16 protein-coding genes are annotated in these 15,457 nt (G+C 47.0%); 10 read left to right on the top strand and 6 right to left on the bottom strand.

The genetic code is table 11. The annotated features are described in order from the left end of the window. The first annotated feature begins 74 nt into the window (after nucleotides 1–74). Entirely contained in the window at nucleotides 75–962 is an 888-nt protein-coding gene (locus KJB05_RS01445; RefSeq protein ID WP_208444918.1) for a DMT family transporter, read from the top strand. 124 nt (nucleotides 963–1,086) lie between these two features. Here KJB05_RS01445 and gpmM read toward each other — a convergent pair whose 3' ends face one another. Then, on the bottom strand, nucleotides 1,087–2,619 hold the full coding sequence (gpmM, locus tag KJB05_RS01440; protein WP_010644839.1) for a 2,3-bisphosphoglycerate-independent phosphoglycerate mutase: 1,533 nt from the start codon (nucleotides 2,617–2,619) through the stop codon (nucleotides 1,087–1,089). 486 nt (nucleotides 2,620–3,105) lie between these two features. Between gpmM and KJB05_RS01435 the strand changes: the two genes are divergently transcribed. From KJB05_RS01435 to KJB05_RS01415, 5 genes are all read left to right on the top strand, one after another. After that, entirely contained in the window at nucleotides 3,106–3,540 is a 435-nt protein-coding gene (locus KJB05_RS01435) for a rhodanese-like domain-containing protein (protein WP_208444917.1), read from the top strand. A 201-nt stretch (nucleotides 3,541–3,741) separates the two neighbouring features. Next, the gene (secB, locus tag KJB05_RS01430; protein WP_005440506.1) at nucleotides 3,742–4,206 is read left to right on the top strand and encodes a protein-export chaperone SecB; all 465 of its coding nucleotides are present in this window, start codon (nucleotides 3,742–3,744) and stop codon (nucleotides 4,204–4,206) included. A gap of 205 nt (nucleotides 4,207–4,411) precedes the next feature. Continuing rightward, entirely contained in the window at nucleotides 4,412–5,449 is a 1,038-nt protein-coding gene (gene gpsA, locus KJB05_RS01425; RefSeq protein ID WP_009707847.1) for an NAD(P)H-dependent glycerol-3-phosphate dehydrogenase, read from the top strand. A 78-nt stretch (nucleotides 5,450–5,527) separates the two neighbouring features. Continuing rightward, nucleotides 5,528–6,349: a serine O-acetyltransferase gene (cysE, locus tag KJB05_RS01420; protein WP_005440502.1), complete on the top strand. Its 822-nt coding sequence runs from the start codon at nucleotides 5,528–5,530 to the stop codon at nucleotides 6,347–6,349. A 26-nt stretch (nucleotides 6,350–6,375) separates the two neighbouring features. Then, nucleotides 6,376–7,524 carry a murein hydrolase activator EnvC gene (locus tag KJB05_RS01415; protein WP_208444916.1) on the top strand — a complete coding sequence of 383 codons (1,149 nt, stop codon included), beginning with the start codon at nucleotides 6,376–6,378 and terminating at the stop codon, nucleotides 7,522–7,524. Between the two features lie 96 nt (nucleotides 7,525–7,620). Here the strand turns inward: KJB05_RS01415 and KJB05_RS01410 are convergent, their stop codons facing one another. The 4 genes from KJB05_RS01410 to epmA form a co-directional block, all read right to left on the bottom strand. Continuing rightward, nucleotides 7,621–8,577 (bottom strand): DHH family phosphoesterase, encoded by a 957-nt coding sequence (locus KJB05_RS01410; RefSeq protein WP_208444915.1) that lies wholly within the window; start codon nucleotides 8,575–8,577, stop codon nucleotides 7,621–7,623. Between the two features lie 186 nt (nucleotides 8,578–8,763). Further along, nucleotides 8,764–9,399 carry a TetR/AcrR family transcriptional regulator gene (locus KJB05_RS01405; RefSeq protein ID WP_005440488.1) on the bottom strand — a complete coding sequence of 212 codons (636 nt, stop codon included), beginning with the start codon at nucleotides 9,397–9,399 and terminating at the stop codon, nucleotides 8,764–8,766. A 21-nt stretch (nucleotides 9,400–9,420) separates the two neighbouring features. Next, nucleotides 9,421–9,795, bottom strand: a complete 375-nt coding sequence (locus KJB05_RS01400) for a VanZ family protein (protein WP_208444914.1) — start codon at nucleotides 9,793–9,795, stop codon at nucleotides 9,421–9,423. A 9-nt stretch (nucleotides 9,796–9,804) separates the two neighbouring features. Next, the gene (epmA, locus tag KJB05_RS01395) at nucleotides 9,805–10,776 is read right to left on the bottom strand and encodes an elongation factor P--(R)-beta-lysine ligase (RefSeq protein ID WP_208444913.1); all 972 of its coding nucleotides are present in this window, start codon (nucleotides 10,774–10,776) and stop codon (nucleotides 9,805–9,807) included. A 449-nt stretch (nucleotides 10,777–11,225) separates the two neighbouring features. Between epmA and frdA the strand changes: the two genes are divergently transcribed. The 4 genes from frdA to frdD are packed head-to-tail and all read left to right on the top strand — an operon-like array spanning nucleotide 11,226 to nucleotide 14,580. Then, nucleotides 11,226–13,046, top strand: coding sequence for a fumarate reductase (quinol) flavoprotein subunit (gene frdA, locus KJB05_RS01390; protein WP_208444912.1), 1,821 nt, complete (start codon nucleotides 11,226–11,228; stop codon nucleotides 13,044–13,046). Further along, complete coding sequence (locus tag KJB05_RS01385; protein WP_005440483.1) at nucleotides 13,046–13,804, top strand: succinate dehydrogenase/fumarate reductase iron-sulfur subunit; 759 nt, start codon at nucleotides 13,046–13,048, stop codon at nucleotides 13,802–13,804. Before frdA ends, KJB05_RS01385 begins: the two co-directional genes overlap by 1 nt. Nucleotides 13,805–13,806: 2 nt before the next feature. Then, the gene (gene frdC, locus KJB05_RS01380) at nucleotides 13,807–14,190 is read left to right on the top strand and encodes a fumarate reductase subunit FrdC (RefSeq protein WP_005440480.1); all 384 of its coding nucleotides are present in this window, start codon (nucleotides 13,807–13,809) and stop codon (nucleotides 14,188–14,190) included. 12 nt (nucleotides 14,191–14,202) lie between these two features. Beyond that, the gene (gene frdD, locus KJB05_RS01375; protein ID WP_005440479.1) at nucleotides 14,203–14,580 is read left to right on the top strand and encodes a fumarate reductase subunit FrdD; all 378 of its coding nucleotides are present in this window, start codon (nucleotides 14,203–14,205) and stop codon (nucleotides 14,578–14,580) included. Between the two features lie 91 nt (nucleotides 14,581–14,671). On the opposite strand, the gene KJB05_RS01370 is transcribed toward frdD, so the two are convergent. After that, on the bottom strand, nucleotides 14,672–15,355 hold the full coding sequence (locus KJB05_RS01370; RefSeq protein ID WP_208444911.1) for a nitroreductase family protein: 684 nt from the start codon (nucleotides 15,353–15,355) through the stop codon (nucleotides 14,672–14,674). Nucleotides 15,356–15,457 lie beyond the last annotated feature (102 nt).

Raw genomic sequence — 15,457 nt, 5'->3', positions numbered from 1 at the left:
AGATGCTCTTTTACATCTCTATAAATTGATGCATATTAGAGCCTTACCCTGCTCTACAAGGATGTCTCGCAATCATGGGTTATGAATGGCTGGCGCTATGCGCTGCTTTCCTATGGGCTGTTTCTAGCTTAATTTCTGTTGTTCCCGCTCAGCATCTTGGTGCGTTTGCCTATAGCCGTTGGCGTATGGGCTGTACCGCAGTAATCCTCTCCACAATGGCGTGGATAACGGGTGGTTGGCTGAGTGTCTCGGCGGAACACATTACGCCGATGATGGCGTCCGGTTTGATTGGTATCTTTATTGGCGATACCGCGTTGTTCGCTTGTTTGAACCGCATGGGGCCACGCCAAGCAGGTTTACTGTTTTCTTGTCACGCCGTCTTCTCTGCCATTTTAGGTTACTTTCTATTTAGCGAAAGCATGACGGGTATGGAGCTGATTGGAGCCGCCTTAGTTTTTAGCGGAGTAGTGATGGCGATTTTCTATGGTCGACGCGGGCAAACCAGCAATGCGCTAGAAGAGATAAAAGGTAACGTTTGGATTGGTGTTGGGCTCGGTTTAACTGCCGCTATGTGTCAGGCTCTGGGCGGCATTATTGCTAAACCTGTCATGCAAACCAGTGTCGATCCAGTCGCAGCTTCCGCGATTCGTATGATCAGTGCTTTCGTCGCACATTGCGCACTTTGGTTAATTGGCGCAAAAGTCGCTCGCGCGACTCAAACCATCACATGGAAAGTTTTTGGCATTACCGCATTAAACGGCTTTTTGGCCATGGCGGTAGGTATGACGTTGATTCTATATGCCCTGCGTGAGGGTAATGTCGGGATGGTAGCTCTGCTTTCTTCAACAACGCCGATCATGTTGCTGCCATTGTTGTGGATTTACACCAAGAGACGTCCGAATCGATTCGCGTGGTTTGGCGCAGCACTAGCGGTCATAGGCACTGGCATCTTAGTGCAGTAGTTAAGGCCTGTTGAGCTTAGTAACTGTTGAGCTCAGTAACTCACCGCCTTACCGAACACAGAATTACAGATACAAAAAAGCCCGAGTCGAACTCGGGCTTTTATCATTCTGAATCGTCAGTTAATTACTTAACTAGCACTTCACCAGACATTTCTGCAGGAATTTCTAGACCTGCTAGAGAAAGCATTGTTGGTGCAAGGTCAGACAGTTTACCGCCTTCTTTGAACTCAACCGCTTTGTCACCTACGTAGATTAGAGGTACTGGTAGGTTAGTGTGAGCAGTGTGGATGCCGCCCGTTTCTGGGTCGATCATCATCTCTGCGTTACCGTGGTCCGCAGTAATTAGCATTTGACCGCCAACTTCTTTGATTGCTTCAACCACTTTACCAACGCTTTCGTCTAGTGCTTCGATAGCTTGCTCAGCCGCTTCGTAAACACCAGTGTGACCAACCATATCTGCGTTCGGGTAGTTACAGATGATAGTATCGAACTTACCAGACTTGATAGCAGCTACCATCTTCTCTGTTAGCTCTGGAGAGCTCATTTCTGGCTGCATGTCGTAAGTTGCTACTTTTGGAGAAGCAACAAGTTGACGCTCTTCACCTTCGAATTCGTTCTCAACACCACCGTTGAAGAAGAACGTTACGTGCGCGTATTTCTCTGTTTCAGAGATACGTAGCTGAGTTTGACCTTGCTTAGATAGCCACTCACCGTAAGTGTTTTCTAGAGACGCAGGTGGGAATGCGATAGCTAGAGGGATATCAGCTGCGTATTGAGTCAGCATCACGAAGTTGATTGCTGGGAATACAGCGCGCTCGAAGCCGTCAAATGCAGGAACGAATGCACGAGTGATTTGACGTGCACGGTCAGCACGGTAGTTCATGAAGATAACCGCATCGCCATCTTGCATGATTGCGTCTTCTTGACCTTCTGCTTTGATAGCTGTTGCTTTAACGAATTCGTCGTTTTCTTCACGAGCGTAAGCCGCTTCTAGACCTGCAACTGCCGTTTCTGCTGTGAACTCAGCTTTCGCTTGAGTTAGAAGATCGTAAGCAACTTGAACGCGATCCCAGTTGTTGTCACGGTCCATTGCGTAGTAACGACCCACTAGAGAAGCAACACGACCTTTACCTAGTTTCGCAAATAGGTCTTGGAAACGTTGTAGTGAGTTTTCAGCACTACGTGGTGGCGTGTCACGGCCGTCTAGGAAGCAGTGTAGGTAGATTTTCTCTGCGCCACGAGCTGCTGCCATTTCAACCGCTGCGTAGATGTGATCTTCGTGAGAGTGAACACCACCAGGAGACATAAGACCCATGATGTGTACAGCTTTCTCAGCTTTTACTGCAGAGTCGATAGCTTCAACTAGTGCTGCTGTTTCAGCGAATTCACCGTCAGCGATAGACTTAGTGATACGAGTTAGATCTTGGTATACAACGCGACCTGCACCGATGTTGGTGTGACCAACTTCTGAGTTACCCATTTGACCGTCAGGTAGACCAACGTCCATGCCTGAAGCAGAGATTAGAGTGTTAGGGTTGTTCGCAATTAGTGCATCCATTACTGGTGTTTTAGCATTTGCAATTGCGTTACTTGCTGTGTCTTCACGGTAACCGTAACCGTCAAGGATAACTAGAGCCAATGGCTTCTTAGCAGACATAGTGATGACCTCATCAAATTTAAGTAACTTTCGGTGTAGAGCTTCGCTGCTCTATCTAACCTTGAAACAAAACTAGCGTAATTTTACTACACTTTTTAACCAAAACTGTAGGTTAAGATCAAATAATGTTTGCGATTTATTGTTGCTATCTTACAAGTTAGCAAGCAATCCGACTCAGTCAGCAAACGTGTTCCACAAGCATAGTCACTTTCAAGACGCTTTGTACGACCACCGAAATACTTTGGTGAAAAACTTTTTGTTGTGACCCATTGTGCGCTTTTTCGACCAGAAGTGAAGTCAATTACGCCGATTGAATTGATAGGAGGAAGTGATAATAAGATTGCATGAATAGCGCATCAGAAAAGCCTTGAGGCAAGCGCGTAGATCTCAATTATTCGTTAGAAAATTTTAACCCTCTCGCCTAAGACGGCTAACCCCGCTATACTCCTGCTTTATTTTTCCGCCAACATTGCAAGAGCTCAAGACATGCAAGAGTACATTGATTTTTTCCAACAGAACATGATTCTATCTTTGGTTTGGGTAGGTCTTCTTGTCGCATTTATCATGAACCTCGTGAAATCAGCGACAGCCGCATACAAAGAGATTAACGTAAACCAATTGACTCACCTTATGAACCGTGAAAACGGCGTTGTGGTGGATATCCGCTCTAAAGATGAGTTCAAACAAGGTCATATCACCGACGCACTTCACATTTTGCCGTCTGATATCAAAGCAGGTAACTTTGGTAGCCTTGAAAACCGCAAATCAGCCCCAATCATTGTGGTATGCAAAACGGGTCAAACCGCTCAAGAAAGTGCAAACCTACTAGCGAAAGCAGGCTTCGAAAACGTAAGCCTACTGAAAAACGGTTTGATTGCATGGAACGAAGCGAACCTTCCACTAGTACGTGGTAAGAAATAAGGTCGCGGTAAAACAATTTTGCCAGCCTCGTTTATATAAACTGAGCAAATTGAAAGCAGTTGAAGCACTAAGTTGTGATGCTTTGCACGTAATAAGCGCTTCATCTAGTCAAGGTAGATTTGCTCAGTTAGTCTCAGGACAAACCATATTTCTGGGTTTAGATAATCCTAGACCCAACAAATGTTTATTAAGGATTTAAAAATGGCTGAAGCAGCACCACAAGACGCACAACAAAACTTTGCAATTCAACGCATCTTCCTAAAAGACGTTTCTTTCGAAGCGCCTAACTCTCCAGTAATCTTCCAAAAAGAGTGGAACCCAGACGTTAAACTAGACCTAGACACTCAAAGCCGTGAGCTTGGTGAAGGTGTTTACGAAGTAATTCTACGTCTAACTGTTACTGTTAAGAACGAAGAAGAAACAGCGTTCCTATGTGAAGTTCAACAAGGTGGTATCTTCACTGCTGAGCAAATGGAAGCAGGTCAACTTGCACATTGCCTAGGCGCATTCTGCCCGAACATCCTATTCCCATACGCTCGTGAAACTATCTCAAGCCTAGTGGTTAAAGGTACGTTCCCTCAACTGAACCTAGCGCCAGTTAACTTCGACGCGCTATTCATGAACTACCTACAACAGCAAGCTCAACAAGGCGAAGCTGAAGCGTAATTCACGTTTTGTAAGTGACGTGTTGTCCTTCATAGAGAATGAGCACACGTCATATACCTGAAGAAAATGCACAAAGCGTCCTCTCAGCGATGCAATGTGCATTTTTTATTTCTGATAAAAGTTCCTAGTTCCTAACCCCTTGAGAGCGTAAACTCTAGCGATTATGAACTAGATTCTACTAGTAGAAAGACAATTAGGCGGTAGCATGACACAAGCAAATACAAACAATGCTTACGGTAAAGACATCGCAATGACTGTGATCGGTGCTGGCTCATACGGCACTTCTTTGGCAATCTCCCTTGCTCGTAACGGCGCGAACGTTATCCTTTGGGGTCACGAGCCAGAGCACATGGCACGCCTTGAAGCAGACCGTGCCAACCACGAATTCCTACCTGGTATTGATTTCCCAGAGAGCTTGATCATTGAATCGGATTTAGAAAAAGCCGTTCAAGCAAGCCGTGACTTGTTAGTTGTGGTTCCTAGCCACGTTTTCGGCATCGTACTAAAAAGCTGTCAGCCTTTCTTACGTGAAGATTCTCGCATCTGTTGGGCAACCAAAGGTCTTGAGCCAGAAACCGGTCGTCTACTAAAAGAAGTGGCGTTCGACATCATCGGTGACAGCTATTCGCTAGCGGTACTGTCTGGCCCTACGTTTGCTAAAGAGCTTGCGATGGGCATGCCTACTGCTATCTCTGTTGCCTCTCCAGACGCAGACTTCGTTGCTGACCTGCAAGAGAAGATTCACTGCAGCAAAACTTTCCGTGTCTACGCAAACAACGACTTTATCGGTATGCAACTTGGCGGTGCGGTGAAGAACGTTATCGCGATTGGCGCAGGTATGTCTGATGGTATTGGTTTTGGTGCCAACGCTCGTACCGCACTGATTACACGTGGTTTGGCAGAAATGAGCCGTCTTGGCGCAGCTCTGGGCGCACAACCAGAAACCTTTATGGGTATGGCTGGCTTGGGCGACCTCGTCTTGACTTGTACCGATAACCAATCGCGTAACCGCCGTTTTGGTTTGGCACTAGGTCAAGGTAAAGACGTCGACACTGCGCAAGAAGAAATCGGTCAAGTCGTTGAAGGCTACCGCAACACCAAAGAAGTTTGGATGCTCTCTCAGCGCATGGGCGTAGAGATGCCAATTGTTGACCAAATTTATCAAGTATTGTATCAAGGAAAAGATGCACGCCTGGCAGCGCAAGATTTACTTGCTCGTGACAAAAAAGCCGAAGGAAAGTAGCACCCTAGCTCCCTTTGCACCTCATCTGAGAAGAATAGAAGTTGTCGGGTCACGGAAGAACCACTCAGGATATTGAGAATGAAACACTGCGAAAAACAAAAAGTCTGGAACAAAATCGTTTCAGAAGCCCGTGAAATGTCAGAGCAAGAGCCTATGCTGGCGAGCTTTTATCATGCGACCATTATTAAGCATGACAGCCTATGTGCCGCATTGAGCTATATTCTGGCCAACAAATTAAACACTGCGTCGATGCCTGCTATGGCAGTGCGTGAAGTGGTTGAAGAGGCATTTGCTGCCGATCCTACTATCACGGACGGCGCAGCTTGTGATATTTGTGCCACGGTCAATCGCGACCCTGCGGTTTCTATGTACTCAATGCCATTATTGTACTTAAAGGGCTACCATGCTCTGCAAGGCTACCGAGTAGCAAACTGGTTGTGGAAACAAGGTCGTCACGCTCTTGCGACATATCTACAAAATCAGATTTCTGTGGCGTGTCAGGTCGATATTCACCCTGCAGCGCGCATCGGTAGTGGTATCATGCTAGACCATGCAACTGGCATCGTGATTGGTGAAACGGCTGTCGTAGAAAACGACGTGTCTATTTTGCAGGACGTCACCCTTGGTGGTACCGGCAAAGAATGCGGTGACCGTCACCCGAAAATTCGCGAAGGCGTAATGATCGGCGCAGGTGCAAAGATTCTTGGCAATATTGAAGTCGGTCAAGGGGCGAAAATCGGCTCTTGTTCTGTGGTATTGCAAGCAGTGCCACCCCACACAACTGTGGCTGGTGTGCCTGCAAAAATCGTTGGTCGTCCGAAAACGGACAAACCTTCTCTCGATATGGATCAAGGCTTTAATGGCAAATCGCAAAGCTTTATCCATGGAGATGGTATTTAATCGTCATCTGATCCTTTGACAATAATGTGGTAGGTAACTCTCAAGTGCGAAAACAAAATCACCCAGTGCTACGCTCGGCTATTTTATTAACTTGTGCTTTATCTGCCACATATCCCCTCACCTCTTCCGCTGACAGTCAGCAAGAGTTAAAAGGCGTTTCTAGCGAAATCAGCCGTCAGCGTAAATCGCTCACTTCTCAAGAAAAACAACTTAACGATCTGCAAAAGTCGCTTAAAGACCAAGAGCTTGGTATCTCTAAACTAGAAAGAGAAATTAAGCAAACTAAGGCGGAATTAGCGCAAGCCGATCAGAACATTAATAAGTTGGAAGAGAAAATTGCACTGCAAGAAGGCCAACGCCAAGCGCAAGAGGAAGAGCTAAAACAGCTCATTCAAACCTACTACGTGACAGAACGCGCCAAAGCCAATGGGCATCTGCTCAATGAAGGGGTTGAAGAAGATCGTATCAGCCAATATTTCCAGCACTTAGCGAAAGCACGTGCGGAGGTTATTGATGCCATTACTAAAACCACTCAAGAGTTGGCGCACAATAAAAACCAACTTGAGTTGGAAAAAGAACAGATAGAAACCTTGCTTAAGCAGCAATCGGAAAAGCGCTCGTCATTGGCAAGCACGCAATCAAAACGTAAAGGCACGCTAAGCAAGATTCAGAAAAGCATCAAAGACGACAAACGTTACCTTTCAGAACTGCAACGCAACGAAACCCGCCTAAAAGCGGAAATTGCGAAAGCCGCGAAACGTAACGCAGTACCGATGGATGGTATTGCGAAACAACGCGGCAAACTGCCTTGGCCACTCAAAGGCCGAGTGCTACATAACTTCGGAACCAGACAAACTGGCCAAGTAAACTGGAAAGGCATGGTGCTTTCAGCAAGCTACGGTCAACAAGTCAAAGCCGTTTACCCAGGTACCGTTGTATTCGCTGAATACTTACGCGGTTATGGTCTAGTCGTTCTGCTCGACCATGGTAAAGGCGACATGACGCTCTACGGTTACAACCAAGCATTGACCAAGAAAGAAGGCGATAAGGTAACAGCCGGTGAAGTAATTGCCCTTGCGGGTGATACAGGTGGTCAAGACAGACCTTCACTCTACTTCGAAATTCGCCGTAACAGTGAAGCGCAAAACCCAAAATCTTGGTTAAAGCGCATGTAGCTGCCGTTTATCATCGCAGTTCTAATCAGCACTATCACGACACAAAAAACAAAGGAGCCACTCGGCTCCTTTGTTGTATGTCTATTTTGGAAAATGCTATGCGTAGTAGCTTTCGACCGCATCGATAAAGGCACTAACGTCATCTTTGCTTAGCGCATTGATGCCCGCCGCAGCCTCTCGGCCACCACCTGTTGGGAACTGTCCACACACCGCCACGGCACCCTGCTTATTATTCAACGGTGCACGAAGAGAAACCGTGTAAGTACCGTCTGCATTTTCAGTTAATACCGCATGCGCGGAGTCTGGTTTTTGGTTTGCAAGCCAGTTGCCATAAACACCACTAATTCGACGTGATGCTGCATTGTTTGGCAGTTCAAATAGCTTGAGCTTCGCACTTTCGTGAGTAGCAGGAACCGCCTGCGCCGCATCCATATCTTGTTGATAAGCCGATTGCAATTGGTAGTAAGGTGACGCTTTATCTGCAATCGCATCGAATGGTGAAACGTATTGTTTTAACGCTTGGTACAAGTCCGCTGGGTGAAAATGAAGGTCGTCTACTTTAGAGCCATAACCGTTGTAGTTGATTAAAGTGCCAAGCTCTTTTAGTTGTGCTTTCTGCTCTTGATTAAGTCCGGCTTTGTCCGCCAATGCATCTGCTTTAGCGATCAAGTTATCGCCATAAGCAGCGGTAATCGCCCACGTATGAAAACGGCCATCAAGCAGTTTATCGACAATCAACGCAGTACACATGTTGGCATCGAGATCGATGTGCGCGTCCAAATTACCGTGCTGAGGAATATCGCCCGCTTTGTGGTGATCGGCGTAGAAAACATGCGCGCCTTGAGCCAAAGCTTGCTCTAGGCCTACCATGTTCTTTTCCATTGAAATGTCCAACACTGTCAGCTCATCACCCGCTTGCACATCCACTTTTTCCACCAGTTTGATGTCGCGCTTTACTCCAGTCACCAACTGAGCGTTGATAGGATCCGCTAAGCGCAATTGCAGCAATGCAATGATGCCATCGGCATCGCCATTAAAAATGTCGTAATTCATTGAACGATAGTTCCTTTATCGAGAATCATCTTCCACTAGAAAGTATGGAAGAGCATGAGTTCTATTGTGCGAAATGAGCACAGCAAGTCAACTCAAGGAAGGAGTTGAAAATGAGAGCTGCGCTCTAAACCTTAAGCGTTGAGCCATACTCTCATTTTCTGAAATGAATAAGGAGGGAAAATAGTATTAACTGTGCAGACGACTCACTGCTTCTTCAAGCAAAAGCAACTGTTCCATGCCCTGCTCGGTCGCCACGGGTTTCACCACGTTAAGCATCTGCAACATGCCTTGTTTCACCATGAGCTCGGTAATATCGGTCTTTGATGACATCGCCGATTGGTAAGCTAACCAACTACACGCAATAAGGTGCAGCGTGCAAACCAGTGATTTCAACTGCTCTTGGTCGACATTCAACAGCTTCAGCGACACAAACTCTTGCATGATTGCAATGAGGTTGGCTTGCAGCTTCTCTTGAACATCAATGTATTCATCATGCAGTTGCTCGTCTCGAGAAAGGATTTCTGGCAGGTTCGCGTAGAAAAAGCGGTACTTCCACATCAGAGTGAAGATTGAATCGAGGTAGCTTTTCAGCATGGTCAGGCTCTCTTGAGAACCTTGAATTGGAGTAAAGCGTTCTAGCAGTTCCGCAGAGTAAAGCGCGAAAATCTCACGCACGATTTCTTGTTTGTTGCGGAAGTGGTAGTAAAGATTGCCTGGGCTAATTTCAATATGGTCAGCAATATGGTTGGTTGTGATATTGCGCTCACCATGTTGGTTAAACAACTCCAGTGCGGCATAAACGATTTTGTCGCGCGTTTTCATGGTTATCGTATTCCCTCTTCATTATCGAATCGAGTATAGCGACTTCACCAACCTAGGTCGATAGAGGCTCCAAATACGGTAACATAGCAGACCAGTTAGAATGCCAATCGAGTTCGCAACCAAGTCGTGCCAAGAGGTTTGGCGCCCCACATAACCTTGTAAAACTTCAATCACAGCGCTGAATAACAGAATGCTCAGAGCCACCGTCCAACGCTGACGCCAGCTTGCGACACAGAAGCAGCCCAAGAAACCAAAACCACTGTACGCCATCGCGTGCTGCATCTTATCCAAATATGCAATGTTGCCCCAATCTTGCAACTCTCCCGAGCTCAGAGACAAGTAAGCAATCAAGGTCGCATAACTAAGCAGCACCAAACGTGCAGCGGTCAGGTTCATCGTCAATCCTTACGCAATAGGGAATGGGAAAGCAGTCACTTGGTCAATATGGTCACAACCAAGAGCCAACATAATCAGGCGATCAACGCCTAACGCCACACCGGCACAATCTGGCAAGCCTGCTTCTAATGCGCCAATCAAATGATAATCGATCGGCTGTGGCTTCAGGCCCATTTCAAGACGCTTAGCATTATCTTGTTCAAAGCGCGCCAATTGTTCTTTCGGGTTATCTAGCTCGTGGAAACCGTTCGCCAACTCAATACCTTTGAAGTACACCTCAAAGCGATCAGCAACGCGATTGTCTTGTGGATTAATCTTCGCTAATGCGGCTTGCGATGCAGGGAAGTCATAAACAAATGCAGGCACTTGCTGACCAATCTTCGCTTCGACACCAATACTGAAAAGTAGTTGGAGTAAGGTATCACGATCTTCTTCAGGCTCGGCTATGTCACTCAAACCCAGCTTTGCCGCGACTGCTTTGAGCTCTTGCATCGAGCCCTCTAACGGGCACACGCCAAGCACGTCAATAAAGGCTTGCTGGTAAGTCATTCGCTCAGCAGCACCGCACTTCAATACCAGTTGCAGCAGATCGTCCATTTCGTCCATCAGCTTGTGGTGATCAAAGCCGATGCGGTACCACTCCAACATAGTGAATTCAGGATTGTGGTGACGACCATTTTCTTCATTACGAAACGCTTTGTTGATTTGGTAGATGCAACCACTGCCTGCAGCAAGTAAGCGCTTCATGTGAAATTCAGGGCTAGTCATAAAGAACAGCTTGCTGCCATCGGCATAACCTGGGCCAACAAACTCGGTCTGGAAGGTATGCAAATGAATGTCGGTCACGGTGGCGTGACTCATGGCTGGCGTGTCGACTTCCATCACCTGTCGCTCGGCAAAGAATTGACGAATAGCGGTGATCAACGCGGCGCGTTGACGAAGTTGTTCCATAGAAGCAGTAGGTTGCCAGATCGTTTGCATAACAAGACTCTCAATACATAAGTGAGCGAGGAAAATAGCAATTTTGTCACGCTTTGCCTAGCTCGGCGAGGGGGGATTCATCTTAATTGTATTGGTCTAAATACGAATAAAACTCGATCAGAATTGAAGCAAGCATTCCACGTTCTACAGTACAAAAAACACTCACAACTTACCCTATTATCAATGAGGGTAATGTCGTGCAACACCTGTGTAACATTGAGCAGCTTTACGTTTATCCCTCAACTGTTTCGTGCCGTGATAGCAGTCACATAACCTAGAATTTCTATGCTCTCGTGTGCATTACCGGAGAAAAAACCCAAATACATCAATTTTTCTGCCATAAGGCTCCCCTACACTAACCCTACTACTTTTGAGGGATAGCCTAAAAACGGTGCCCTCACACTCACAATAACAAGCGGATTTCCGCAATCACACACTGGAGGATAACTGTGCAAACTATCACCACAGATATCGCAGTCATCGGCGCAGGCGGCGCTGGTCTTCGTACTGCTATTGCAGCGGCTGAAGCAAACCCGGACTTAGAAGTAGCGCTTATTTCTAAAGTTTACCCAATGCGCTCCCATACGGTTGCTGCAGAAGGTGGCTCAGCAGCAGTTATCAAGGATGAAGATAGCTTAGACAACCACTTCAACGACACTGTTGGCGGTGGTGACTGGCTATGTGAACAGGACGTTGTTGAATACTTTGTAGAGAACGCGACTCGCGAAATGATCCAAATGGAGCAATGGGGTTGCCCATGGAGTCGTAAAGAGAACGGTGAAGTCAACGTACGCCGCTTTGGTGGTATGAAGGTTGAACGTACTTGGTTCGCTGCAGATAAAACTGGCTTCCACATGCTTCACACGCTATTCCAGACGTCGATGAAGTACGACAACATCAAGCGCTTTGATGAGTACTTTGTTGTCGACTTGCTTGTTGATGAAGGTGAAGTACAAGGTCTGATTGCAATCCACATGTCTGAAGGTGAACTAGTTACGATCAAGGCGAAGTCTGTCGTACTAGCAACAGGTGGCGCAGGTCGCGTTTACCACTGTAACACCAACGGCGGTATCGTAACGGGCGACGGCATGGCGATGGCTTACCGTCACGGCGTTCCTCTACGTGATATGGAATTCGTTCAGTACCACCCAACAGGTCTTCCTGGTACAGGTATCCTGATGACTGAAGGTTGTCGTGGTGAAGGCGGTATCATCGTCAATAAAGACGGCTACCGTTACCTACAAGACTACGGCATGGGCCCTGAGACTCCAGTGGGTCAACCTAAGAACAAGTACATGGAACTTGGTCCACGTGACAAAGTTTCTCAAGCTTTCTGGCACGAACAACAGAAAGGCAACACCATCAAACACCCTCTTGGTGATGTAGTGCATCTAGATCTTCGCCACCTAGGTGAAGAGTACCTACAAGAGCGTCTACCGTTCATCTGTGAACTAGCGAAAGCTTACGTGAACGTTGACCCTGCAAAAGAGCCAATTCCAATTCGTCCAACGGTTCACTACACCATGGGTGGTATTGAGACTAACGGCGAATGTGAAACTCGCATTAAAGGTCTATTCGCGGTTGGCGAATGTGCGTCTGTTGGTCTTCACGGTGCAAACCGTCTAGGTTCTAACTCGCTGGCTGAGTTCGTGGTATTTGGTCGCGTTGCGGGTGAACAAGCGGTGAAACGTGCTGCAGAGTTCAAAGGCTGGAACGAAGAGTCTATCGCGACTCAGGTGAAAGCAGTTGAAGACCGCATTGCCGCTCTAATGAACCAAGAAGGCGAAGAAAACTGGGCAGATATCCGTACTGAAATGGGTCACACCATGGAAGCGGGTTGTGGTATCTACCGCCAAGAAGATTTGATGCAAGCAACGATTGAAAAGATCACTGAGCTGAAAGCTCGTTACAAGAAAATCAGCATCAAAGACAAAGGCAAAGTGTTCAACACTGACCTTCTTTACGCTATTGAAGTGGGCTACGGTCTAGAAGTCGCAGAAGCGATGGTTCACTCTGCAATCCTGCGTAAAGAATCTCGTGGTGCGCACCAACGTCTAGACGATGGTTGTACAGAGCGTGATGACGTGAACTTCCTGAAACACTCGCTTGCTTTCTTCAAAGAAGATGCAGCACCAAGCATCGACTACAGCAACGTGAAGATCACTAAGTCTCAGCCTAAAGCGCGCCTATACGGTGAAGCGGCAGAGAAAGCAGCAGCAGCTGAAAAAGCCGCTGAAGCAGAAGCGAAGAGCGCAGAGGAGCAAGCATAATGTCAGCAAACCGCATTCAAAAAGTAGACATTCTGCGTTACGACCCTGAGAAGGACGCGGAACCATACACGCAAACATTCGAAGTTCCATTTGATGAAACCATGTCTGTACTTGACGCACTTGGCTACATCAAAGATCACCTAGATAAAGATCTGTCTTACCGCTGGTCTTGTCGTATGGCGATCTGTGGTTCTTGCGGCATCATGGTAAACAACGTGCCTAAGCTTGCTTGTAAGAGCTTCCTACGTGATTACCCGAATGGCGTGACTATCGAGCCACTAGCAAACTTCCCAATCGAGAAAGACTTGATCGTGGACATGACGCCGTTCATCGAGCGCCTAGAAGCGATCAAACCTTACATCATTGGTAACGACCGCAAACCAGAAGACGGCACAAACCTGCAAACGCCTGAGCAAATGGCGAAATACAAGCAGTTTGCTGGCTGTATCAACTGTGGTCTTTGCTACGCAGCCTGTCCTCAGTTCGGTTTGAACCCTGAGTTCATTGGTCCTGCAGCACTAACTCTGGCACACCGTTACAACCTAGACAGCCGTGACAACGGTAAAGATGAGCGCATGAAGCTGATCAATGGTGAAAACGGCGCTTGGGGTTGTACATTCGTAGGTTACTGTTCTGAAGTTTGTCCGAAGAACGTTGACCCTGCAGCGGCAGTAAACCAAGGCAAAGTGGAGTCTTCTATGGACTTCGTGATTGCGATGTTGAAACCTGATGGTTCACCAAAGAAAGTGGAGGCATAAGGATGAGCAACCGTAAACCTTACGTTCGTGAAATAAAACGCACATGGTGGAAGAACCATCCTTTCTACCGCTTCTACATGGTACGTGAAGCAACGGTGCTTCCTCTGATCCTATTCACTATCTTCCTGACTTTCGGTCTAGGTTCATTAGTGAAAGGCCCAGAAGCTTGGCAAGGTTGGTTGGAGTTCATGGCAAACCCTATCGTAGTAGCGATCAACATCGTTGCACTGCTAGGTAGCCTATTCCACGCACAAACTTTCTTCAGCATGATGCCACAGGTAATGCCAATTCGTCTGAAAGGCAAACCAGTGGATAAGAAGATCATCGTTCTGACTCAGTGGGCAGCGGTAGCGTTCATCTCACTGATCGTTCTCATCGTGATGTAAGGAGCTTGAGTAATGAAACCGAATTATAGTGTTAATACAGCACCGAAACGTTCTGATGAGCCAATCTGGTGGGGTCTATTTGGTGCCGGTGGTACTTGGTTTGCGATGATCACGCCAATCACGGTACTCGTACTGGGCATCCTAGTTCCACTAGGTGTGATTGATGCAGAAGCAATGAGCTACGAGCGCGTATCTGAATTCGCGACTAGCATCATTGGCGCACTGTTTATCATCGGTACGCTAGCATTGCCAATGTGGCATGCGATGCACCGTGTACACCACGGCATGCACGACCTTAAATTCCACACAGGTGTGGTAGGTAAAATTGCATGTTACGCGTTTGCAGGTCTTATCTCTGCACTAGCCGTTATCTTTATCTTCATGATTTAAGATACCGACGGAAATGAAAAAAGCTGGCACCTCGCCAGCTTTTTTATTGCCTGCTATTTGTGTTTATCGTCAGTGCTATTCGTTTCAGGCACTATTCAATAAAGGTCGCGATTTCATCCAACGACTTTTTGTGCATCGCATGCTCTGGAATGGTCGCATCTTCTTCCGGATAACCGGTCACAATCAACATGTACGGACGGTCAACATCGTTGTCTCGCCCACAAATCTTGCTCAAGAAACTCATCGGCTTTGGCGTGTGCGTCAAGGTACCCAAACCGGCGTTATGTAATGCTTGAAGCAAAAAGCCCGTCGCAATCCCGACTGACTCATGCACGTAATAATTGGCTTGCTCCCCATCGTTACTCATACCACCTTTCTTTTGCGAAAACACCGCGATCAGCCACGGCGCTTTTTCCAAATACGGCTTACTGGCATTCGTGCCAAGTGGCTTCAGTGCATCTAACCATTCTTGCCCTGCTCGACCTTCATAGAAAGAACGTTCTAGTTCTTCAGCGGCTTGACGGATCTGCCCTTTGACTTCTGCACTGTTAATCGCAACAAAATGCCAAGGTTGATGGTTTGCCCCACTAGGTGCCGTACCTGCCGCTCGAATACAATGTTCAATCACTTCTCTCGCCACTGGGCGATCAGAGAAACTTCGAATCGAATGACGGCGCTGAAGTTGCTCAAGATTATGTACAGCTCTTGCTGCCATTTCCTGTGGAGGGTATTCCACATAATCATTGAGTGGGTGATGCTGTTCTTGATTCGACATAGTGCTTCCTTGCGCTTGTTGGGTGTTGATTCACTATAGCCACAAATTTCACCCTCGCCTTTTTATCTTCATAAAATCAATGTGATATTGAGATAAGGCGCA

The organism is Vibrio sp. B1ASS3, from assembly GCF_905175355.1.
GTDB lineage: Bacteria > Pseudomonadota > Gammaproteobacteria > Enterobacterales > Vibrionaceae > Vibrio > Vibrio owensii.
Note: the sequence above shows the minus strand (reverse complement) of the source record. Positions and strands in the feature narration are given on the sequence as shown.

Excerpts from the sequence above, each read along its gene's own strand:
- KJB05_RS01410 (WP_208444915.1), bottom strand. The coding sequence starts at position 8,577 with ATGAATTACGACATTTTTAATGGCGATGCCGATGGCATCATTGCATTG.
- frdC (WP_005440480.1), top strand. The coding sequence starts at position 13,807 with ATGAGCAACCGTAAACCTTACGTTCGTGAAATAAAACGCACATGGTGG.
- frdD (WP_005440479.1), top strand. The coding sequence starts at position 14,203 with ATGAAACCGAATTATAGTGTTAATACAGCACCGAAACGTTCTGATGAG.
- epmA (WP_208444913.1), bottom strand. The coding sequence starts at position 10,776 with ATGCAAACGATCTGGCAACCTACTGCTTCTATGGAACAACTTCGTCAA.
- secB (WP_005440506.1), top strand. The coding sequence starts at position 3,742 with ATGGCTGAAGCAGCACCACAAGACGCACAACAAAACTTTGCAATTCAA.
- KJB05_RS01385 (WP_005440483.1), top strand. The coding sequence starts at position 13,046 with ATGTCAGCAAACCGCATTCAAAAAGTAGACATTCTGCGTTACGACCCT.
- gpmM (WP_010644839.1), bottom strand. The coding sequence starts at position 2,619 with ATGTCTGCTAAGAAGCCATTGGCTCTAGTTATCCTTGACGGTTACGGT.
- KJB05_RS01400 (WP_208444914.1), bottom strand. The coding sequence starts at position 9,795 with ATGAACCTGACCGCTGCACGTTTGGTGCTGCTTAGTTATGCGACCTTG.
- KJB05_RS01370 (WP_208444911.1), bottom strand. The coding sequence starts at position 15,355 with ATGTCGAATCAAGAACAGCATCACCCACTCAATGATTATGTGGAATAC.
- KJB05_RS01405 (WP_005440488.1), bottom strand. The coding sequence starts at position 9,399 with ATGAAAACGCGCGACAAAATCGTTTATGCCGCACTGGAGTTGTTTAAC.
- KJB05_RS01435 (WP_208444917.1), top strand. The coding sequence starts at position 3,106 with ATGCAAGAGTACATTGATTTTTTCCAACAGAACATGATTCTATCTTTG.
- cysE (WP_005440502.1), top strand. The coding sequence starts at position 5,528 with ATGAAACACTGCGAAAAACAAAAAGTCTGGAACAAAATCGTTTCAGAA.
- KJB05_RS01445 (WP_208444918.1), top strand. The coding sequence starts at position 75 with ATGGGTTATGAATGGCTGGCGCTATGCGCTGCTTTCCTATGGGCTGTT.
- gpsA (WP_009707847.1), top strand. The coding sequence starts at position 4,412 with ATGACACAAGCAAATACAAACAATGCTTACGGTAAAGACATCGCAATG.